This window comes from Leptolyngbya sp. FACHB-711 (genome assembly GCF_014695615.1).
In the GTDB taxonomy this organism is placed as follows: Bacteria; Cyanobacteriota; Cyanobacteriia; order Elainellales; family Elainellaceae; genus Leptolyngbya_A.
The window spans coordinates 21244-28466 of sequence record NZ_JACJOR010000511.1 but is presented as its reverse complement, the minus strand read 5'-3'; the positions used below and the strand labels follow the sequence as shown (position 1 = coordinate 28466).

5 protein-coding genes and 1 tRNA gene are annotated in these 7223 nt (G+C 51.7%); 1 reads left to right on the top strand and 5 read right to left on the bottom strand.

Features of this window, described 5'->3' with window-relative positions; translation table 11 throughout:
• Window positions 1-328 precede the first annotated feature (328 nt).
• On the top strand, window positions 329-874 hold the full coding sequence (locus tag H6F80_RS24750) for an HAD-IIIA family hydrolase (protein WP_190794174.1): 546 nt from the start codon (window positions 329-331) through the stop codon (window positions 872-874).
• Between the two features lie 60 nt (window positions 875-934).
• Here H6F80_RS24750 and H6F80_RS24745 read toward each other — a convergent pair.
• The 5 genes from H6F80_RS24745 to H6F80_RS24725 all read right to left on the bottom strand — a co-directional run bounded on the left by H6F80_RS24745 (window position 935) and on the right by H6F80_RS24725 (window position 7119).
• Window positions 935-1006 (bottom strand) — tRNA-Gly (locus H6F80_RS24745).
• Window positions 1007-1094: 88 nt separating this feature from the next.
• Complete coding sequence (gene ribH, locus H6F80_RS24740; protein WP_190794173.1) at window positions 1095-1658, bottom strand: 6,7-dimethyl-8-ribityllumazine synthase; 564 nt, start codon at window positions 1656-1658, stop codon at window positions 1095-1097.
• 118 nt (window positions 1659-1776) lie between these two features.
• Entirely contained in the window at window positions 1777-1965 is a 189-nt protein-coding gene (psbZ, locus tag H6F80_RS24735; RefSeq protein WP_190794172.1) for a photosystem II reaction center protein PsbZ, read from the bottom strand.
• A gap of 168 nt (window positions 1966-2133) precedes the next feature.
• On the bottom strand, window positions 2134-5055 hold the full coding sequence (locus tag H6F80_RS24730; protein ID WP_190794171.1) for a bifunctional diguanylate cyclase/phosphodiesterase: 2922 nt from the start codon (window positions 5053-5055) through the stop codon (window positions 2134-2136).
• A 255-nt stretch (window positions 5056-5310) separates the two neighbouring features.
• Window positions 5311-7119, bottom strand: a complete 1809-nt coding sequence (locus H6F80_RS24725) for a proline--tRNA ligase (protein WP_190794170.1) — start codon at window positions 7117-7119, stop codon at window positions 5311-5313.
• Between the last annotated feature and the right edge of the window lie 104 nt (window positions 7120-7223).

Here is a 7223-nt window from a genome sequence, read left to right as displayed (position 1 = left end):
GTTGACACGGTGTTTGTTGACACGGTGTAGCGCGTGTCCAACGCCAGCTCCGGCTCTAACCTCTCCTGTGGCGAAGCAGAAGCCACATCCTGTAAATAGTCCGTTACCAGAGTGTACTTCTGTTGTCAACTTCTCTATTCAATCACTCATGGACACTCTTCCTAATTCATATTGTTTTTTGCCTATTGTTCTTTAAGTGCTGTCACGATTAGATCAATCATTCCTTCTAAAGGGGCAGCGATCGTTTCAGCCGTCATGCCATTAGCAGGAGGGAAGTGAGCTAACCCCAGCCTAAGATGCAGATATTATCCTTCCCTGATGCAGAACGATGTCCCTACTCCTGCTAGACCTTGACGGCACAATCCGGCAATCGCTCAGTGGAGAGCAGTACTTCCAGCATTCCCAAGATCAGCAGGCGATCGCAGGGGTTGAAGATGCGCTTCGTTCTTATTCCGATGAATGGATTATGGTTGGGATTACCAATCAAGGCGGGGTTGCGGCAGGACACAAATCAATACAGCAATGCATCGCAGAACAGCAATACACGCTAGAACTCTTTCCACGGCTAAAAGAGATTTACTTCTGTCCAGACTTCGGCGGCAAAAAGTGTTTTCGAGTGACTCGCCACAATGTTTATAACCACAGCAGAAGTCAGTGGTCAGGGCAGTACCGCAAACCGGGCGCAGGAATGCTGAATTTGGCAATGGCGCGGCACAAGCAAACGCCTGAAAAAACCTATTATGTGGGCGATCGTCCAGAAGATGAAATTGCCGCTCGTCGCGCCAGAGTGCAGTTCCAATGGGCAGGGGAGTGGAGAGAGCAGCAGGGAGCAAGCCACAAAAATGCTTTCATCCCAAAAACTCTTATTAATTAAGATATTCATTAACATCAATCAAGAGCGATTGATTAAGCAATATTGATTGAGGATTGAGTAAGCGGGTAACGCGATTCGAACGCGCGACATCAACCTTGGCAAGGTTGCGCTCTACCACTGAGCTATACCCGCATCAAGCACATTTACTAATGTCTCAAAAAACTGAGGTTTTGTCAAGGTTTTCTGAACAGTTTTTTGAGACCGGAGCGACATCAATCTGCTATTCAGCCGAAGCGGTAATGTTCTTGAGCGTCGCGGGAAGGGCTGCGCTGCTGCCTGGAAGACTGCCGCTGGGGTCAGCGTTGAGGCTGCGAACCTGACGCATCAGGGTTGCCATCTCGATCGCCCCCATTGCATAATCCCAGCCTTTGTTGCTCTTGATGCCTGCCCGTTCGAGTGCCTGCTGCATGGTGTCGGTCGTCAATACGCCGAAAATTACCGGAACGCCAGTCTGGAATCCGGCAGCAGCAATTCCTTTGGACACTTCGGCAGCCACATAGTCAAAGTGGGGCGTAGAGCCGCGAATCACTGCGCCAATGCAGATAATGGCATCGTATTGATGGGAAATTGCAAGTTGACGTGCCATAAGCGGAATCTCAAAGCAGCCCGGAACCCAAAAGTAGTCAACCTGAGTCCCATGAGGATCGGCATCGATCCCATGACGCTTAAGACAATCCTGGCAGCCCTCCAGCAATTTCCCGGTCACTAGGTCATTAAATCGACCAATGACGATCGCGAAACGCAGAGCGGCAGTATCGGTAAACGTGCCCTCAAAAACAGCCATAACAACTTCCGTGAGCTTTACCCAACTGGTATAAACAATTGGGGTGAACAGGTTCTTTGCATCAGAGCGGTTCCAATCCGATCGCCCTGCACAAAACGCCTTCTTCTAGGCTAAACCACTAAACCACAAAGTAGTTTAAGCCGCCCACTAAAAGCACTAGCAGCAGCCACACTCCAGAACCCAGCAGAATCAGCCGCTTAGATTGCTCCCAGTTGCGGGGCGAGGCATAGGCGACCGGAACGCCAATTACCATCACAAACGACATCACCACGAGGGCAGCGAGGGCAAGTTGAAACAGAATAGACATGATTTTCCTCCCAGTACAGCGACAGGTCAACAGCGAGAACTGCACCTGAATAACTCATGCTTTAAGCTACCAGAAATTGACCCCTGCTAGAAAGGTGGAGAAGTGAGTCAGTGGGCAGGGATGGGGTTACACCGCAAAGGACGATGATCAGCAAGACAGCACCCAGTCTCATCGCGATCGGTGCCTCCACTGCTGACGAAGCGTCCCCTCAATTTTCTTGTGCTGCTTGAGCTGCTGTTTTAAGTCCTTCACGGAAACCTGAAGCGATTTTACATGGGGACAGTGTTTGCATTCTGGATATCCGGCGGGGGATGCAGGATTGGCTTTGGGTGGGGTTGAATTGTTCCGTTTTGGCAGCTCAGCCGCTTCTAGCTGAATCCGTGAGGTGACCGCGTTGGTATGATTTAGCACAAAGTCAACGACTGCTTCGGCAGGGAGGGGTTTACTGAACAAATAGCCCTGTGCTACATCACACCCCAGGAGGCGCAAAAATTCAAGCTGCTCCACCGTTTCCACACCCTCTGCAAGCGTCTTCAGATTTAGCCCCTGCCCCAATGCCACAACTGCTTTGGCGATCGCTGTATCGCTTGGATCGGTAATCAAATCGCGCACAAAAGACTTGTCAATTTTGAGCGTGTTCAGGGGAAGATGCTTGATCGAGTTGAGCGACGAGTAGCCCGTGCCGAAGTCATCCATTGCAATCTGGATGCCCATGCGCTGAAGTTCCTGCAAGACGGAAATGGTGAAGTTAACGTCCTGCATTGCCATGCTTTCGGTGATTTCTAGCTCTAAATACTGCGGCTCGACCTTTGTTTTCTGGAGGATTTGCACGATCGTTTTCACCAAATTGCGCTGCTGAAACTGATCGGCAGAAAGGTTCACCGCAACCCGGATCGGCGGCAGACCCGCAGCCCGCCACGCCTGATGTTGTGCACACGCCGTCTCAATCACCCAGGCTCCGATCGCCCCAATTAATCCCGTTTCTTCAGCGAGGGGAATAAATTGATTGGGGGGAACCAGTCCAAGCTGAGGATGCTGCCAGCGAATCAGGGCTTCCATGCTGGAAATCTCGCTTGTGTAAATATCCACCTGGGGCTGATAGTGCAGCAGAAACTCGTTTTTGATCATTGCCTTTCGCAGGTCGGTTTCAAGTTCCAGGCGTTCTCGTGCCTGCAGATTCATTTCTGGAGAATAAATCTGATAATTGTTGCGACCTTGCTGCTTAGCGCGGTACATCGCAGTATCAGCGTGTTTTAGCAGGGTTTCGACATCTTCACCGTCGTAGGGAAAGAGGGCAATGCCCAAACTGGCAGACACATAGAGTTCCTGGCTTTCCAGATAAAAGGGTGCACTCAACACATCCAGGACGCGCTGGGTCAGCTTATTCACATCATCCACATAGCCGATGTGGGGAAACAGCAGCGTAAATTCGTCTCCTCCCCAGCGTGAGATGGTATCGCACTGGCGTAAACAGCCCTGAAGCCGCTTGGTCACCTGCTGAAGCAACTGATCTCCTACAGCGTGTCCCAGCGTGTCGTTTACAGTCTTAAAGCGATCGAGATCCAGAAAAGCCACGGCAAGCGTTTCTCCTCGCTGTTGCGCCGACACCAGTGCCAGAGAAAGCTGTTCGTCGAACAATAGCCGATTGGGCAGCTTGGTCAGGCGATCGTGGGAGGCTTCGTGGCGCAGCAGTTCCTCCACCCGTTTTTGCATGGTTGCCATGTACAGGTGAATCCCGATCGTTTGTGCCAGCTTGACGACTTCCTGGCTCCATTCGGGACTTTGATCGGTTTTCAGCTCGCGCCATGCCTCAAAAGACCGACGAGGAAACTGATTGCGCTCATCAGGATTTTGACGACCCGCCCACAGGATTTCGGTGTCATAGCCGTTGCGGAACACGCTCAGCCAACCCACACGCTGATGATGATACTGAAGCGGAATCACCAGCACCGAGCGAATCGGAGTCGATTGAAAAGCAGCGGCAAGGGGCCGAAACTGAGGATCTTGAAACAGATTGGTGAACATTGCGGGAGGCAACAGTCCTCCATTTTCTGAATAAACACTTTCCCTGGAACCTTGCCCACGATCATTTTGCTGGCTCAGGGTTTGCCTTGTCATGTTTCGTTCTGTAATCCCCCGAGCTGCGATCGTTTGCCCGAGAAAGCTGAGCGGCATGAGGGCATGTCCAGAGGGTTTCCAGATCGTCGCCACTGCATAATCTGTGACAGGTTGATCGGGTAAAGGGTACTGCCCACCCATTACCTGCTGCCATCCGCAGCCCTCTTCAATAAAGGCTTCGCTCGGCTGTTCGCCAAAGGTGTAAAGCTGTGCTGGTTCTCCCCCCGGTTCTGCCACCAGATAAAGCCGTCCTCCTGAGCCGTCCAGAGCTTTGACCGTTTCCTCTAAAACCACCTGACGAATTTCAGCCTGGCTCAAGGGGCAATGCAGCAAACTGCTGATGCGATTAATCGTCGCTTCGTGATACGCCTGCTGTTGAACCTGCTTAAGCAGCGTGGATTGAGCAATGGCGATCGATACCTGATCAATCAAAAGCTGCACCATCTGCAACTCCTGCTTAGAAAAGTGGCGAGGCGAAGCATGATGAATTGCCACCAGACCCCAGAGCTGCTGCTTATGCACGATCGGCAAAACTAACGATGCCATCACCCCCATTGCCAGCAAATACTGCACATGGCACGGATCAACAGGCGCGTACCGCAGATCCTCGATCAAAAGGGGTTGCCCGGTTTCCTGGCAGTCGAGGGCATTGAGTGTTTTGCGCTGTGCGGAAACATCAACAATCACGCGCTGCCGGGTTCGGAGAAAAAGTTCTCGTGCCTGAGACGGAATATCTCCAGCAGGAAAGCGCAAGCCCAGCAAAGAAGGCAAGCGTGCATCCTGAATCGACTCTGCAATAACGATCCCACTTCCATCTGGCTCAAAGCGGTACACTTTAACACGATCGATGTCAAGAAAACCTCGAATCTCTTGGGCTGCTGTGGTTAAAATCTCCTGCAGCTCAAGCGATTGGCGAATCCGACTTGTAATGCAATGAAGCAAATGCTCTTGGTCGAAAGCGGTTTCTGACATGATCGGTGTTTCCCTACCTGCTGAGTTCAGCAATAAAGTTCTATTTCTAAGATGAGGCTTAGAGAAGAATTGCTAACAGAATCTCAAAAAAGTTCACATTACACACTTTAGGCAGATGAAAAAAGCGTGAATTTTACTCTCCTGATGTTTTGCTGGCTCAACTTGGTATAGAAACTTAGCGCATTCCCAAAGATATAAAAAAGGAAACAACGATTCGGAACGATTTCAGCTCAGAAGGTGGATTAACCCCAGACCTTAACCCTTGACCGCTTCTTCCAGCCAGCGTTTGATCGTTGGAACAACTTCATGAATGGAGATTTCCTGAGATTCCCGAGTTGCCCGACGAACGACTTCGACTTTGCCCTGCTGGAGGGATCGACCTGTCACAATCCGGTAAGGAATGCCAATCAGATCCGCATCTTTAAACTTCACGCCAGCCCGCTCATCGCGATCGTCGAGCATTACCTCAACGCCAGCCCGGCTTAGCTCGGTATAAATCACGTTTGCCGCCGACACTTGATCTGTATCGTTGACATTGGGAATGACGACGATCGCCTGATAGGGTGCAATGGCAACGGGCCACACGATGCCGTCTTTGTCATAGGACTGCTCTACCGCAGACTGCGCCAATCGAGATACGCCGATGCCGTAGCAGCCCATTACAAAGGGCAGTTCTTCACCCTGTTCGCTGGTAAAGGTCGCGCCCATTGCCTTCGAGTATTTGGTTCCAAGCTGGAAGATATGCCCGATTTCAATGCCTCGCGCTGTCTGGAGCGTCTGATTGGGATCGTGCATGGCTCGATCGCCTGCGCTTGCCTTTCGCACATCGACTTGCAGCGGCGGCAGTTTGAATTGAGTGCCCCAGTTCGCGCCGACAACGTGGCGATCGGTTTCATTAGATCCCGTAACAAAAAGCTGCAAATCTACAGCTGTCTTATCAACCAATCGCAAGAACTTCGGCTCCAGGTCTTTAAGAGGCTTAATGTAGTCATCGTTGAGGTCGGGAGCCATGTATCCCAGCGGCAGTGCTTTCGCTGCCCATTTTTGCTGCTCTTCGGCCGAGGGAACGGATAGGGCAATGATCGTTTTGCCGCCGTACTGTCCTGCCAGTTTGGTCAGTTCGTTTTGCAGCTTCACCTCGTTCACATCCTGATCGCCTCGAATGCTGACGATTACCAGCACCGTTTTGCCGTTATCGTAAACCACCTGATACAGTACGTTCTTGACGATCGCCGTTGGAGAGCAATTCAGGAATTTTGCCAGACTTTCGATCGTGGGCGTGTTAGGCGTATCGCGCTTTTCAAATTTCTCAAAGGGCGAAGGCTCCGCGTCGGGCGGCAGGGAAACCGCTTTTTCTACGTTTGCGGCGTACTGACCGTCTTCGGTGTACAGCACTTCGTCTTCGCCTGCTGCTGCCAGCACCATGAATTCTTGAGAGCCGGAACCGCCGATCGCCCCCGAATCCGCATCGACGGCGCGAAACTCCAGTCCGCAGCGCGTCAAAATTCGATGATAGGCATCGTGCATCTTGCGATAAGACTCCTTCATGCCCACTTCATCCAGATCAAAGGAGTAGGCATCTTTCATGATGAATTCTCTGCCACGCATCAAGCCAAAGCGGGGACGAATCTCATCCCGGAACTTGGTCTGAATCTGATACAGATTAACCGGCAACTGACGATACGAGCGAATCATATCGCGGGCGACCGCCGTAATCACTTCTTCATGCGTCGGTCCCAAAGCCACTTCTCGCTTCTGGCGATCGGGAAAGGCAAACATAATGCCTTCTGCCTGGGTATAAGTGTCCCACCGTCCCGACTCTTTCCACAGTTCCGACGGCTGAAGCTGCGGCAGCAATGTTTCCTGTGCCCCGGCAGCGTTCATCTCTTCGCGCACAATCTGGGAAACCTTTTGCAGCACGCGCCACATCATCGGCAAATACGCATAAATGCCGCTGCCAATCCGCCGAATATAGCCCGCCCGCACCAAAAGCTTGTGGCTGGGGATTTCTGCCTCTGCCGGATCTTCCCGCAGGGTGACAAACAGCATTTGAGACAGTCGCATAATCGGTTCCCTTTTCGTGCAGAAGTTCGATTCTTCAGTTTATCTCACGTCTAATTCTGCTTTGCGCGAAGTGCTTGAATTCTGGCGACAATTCTGCGATCGCC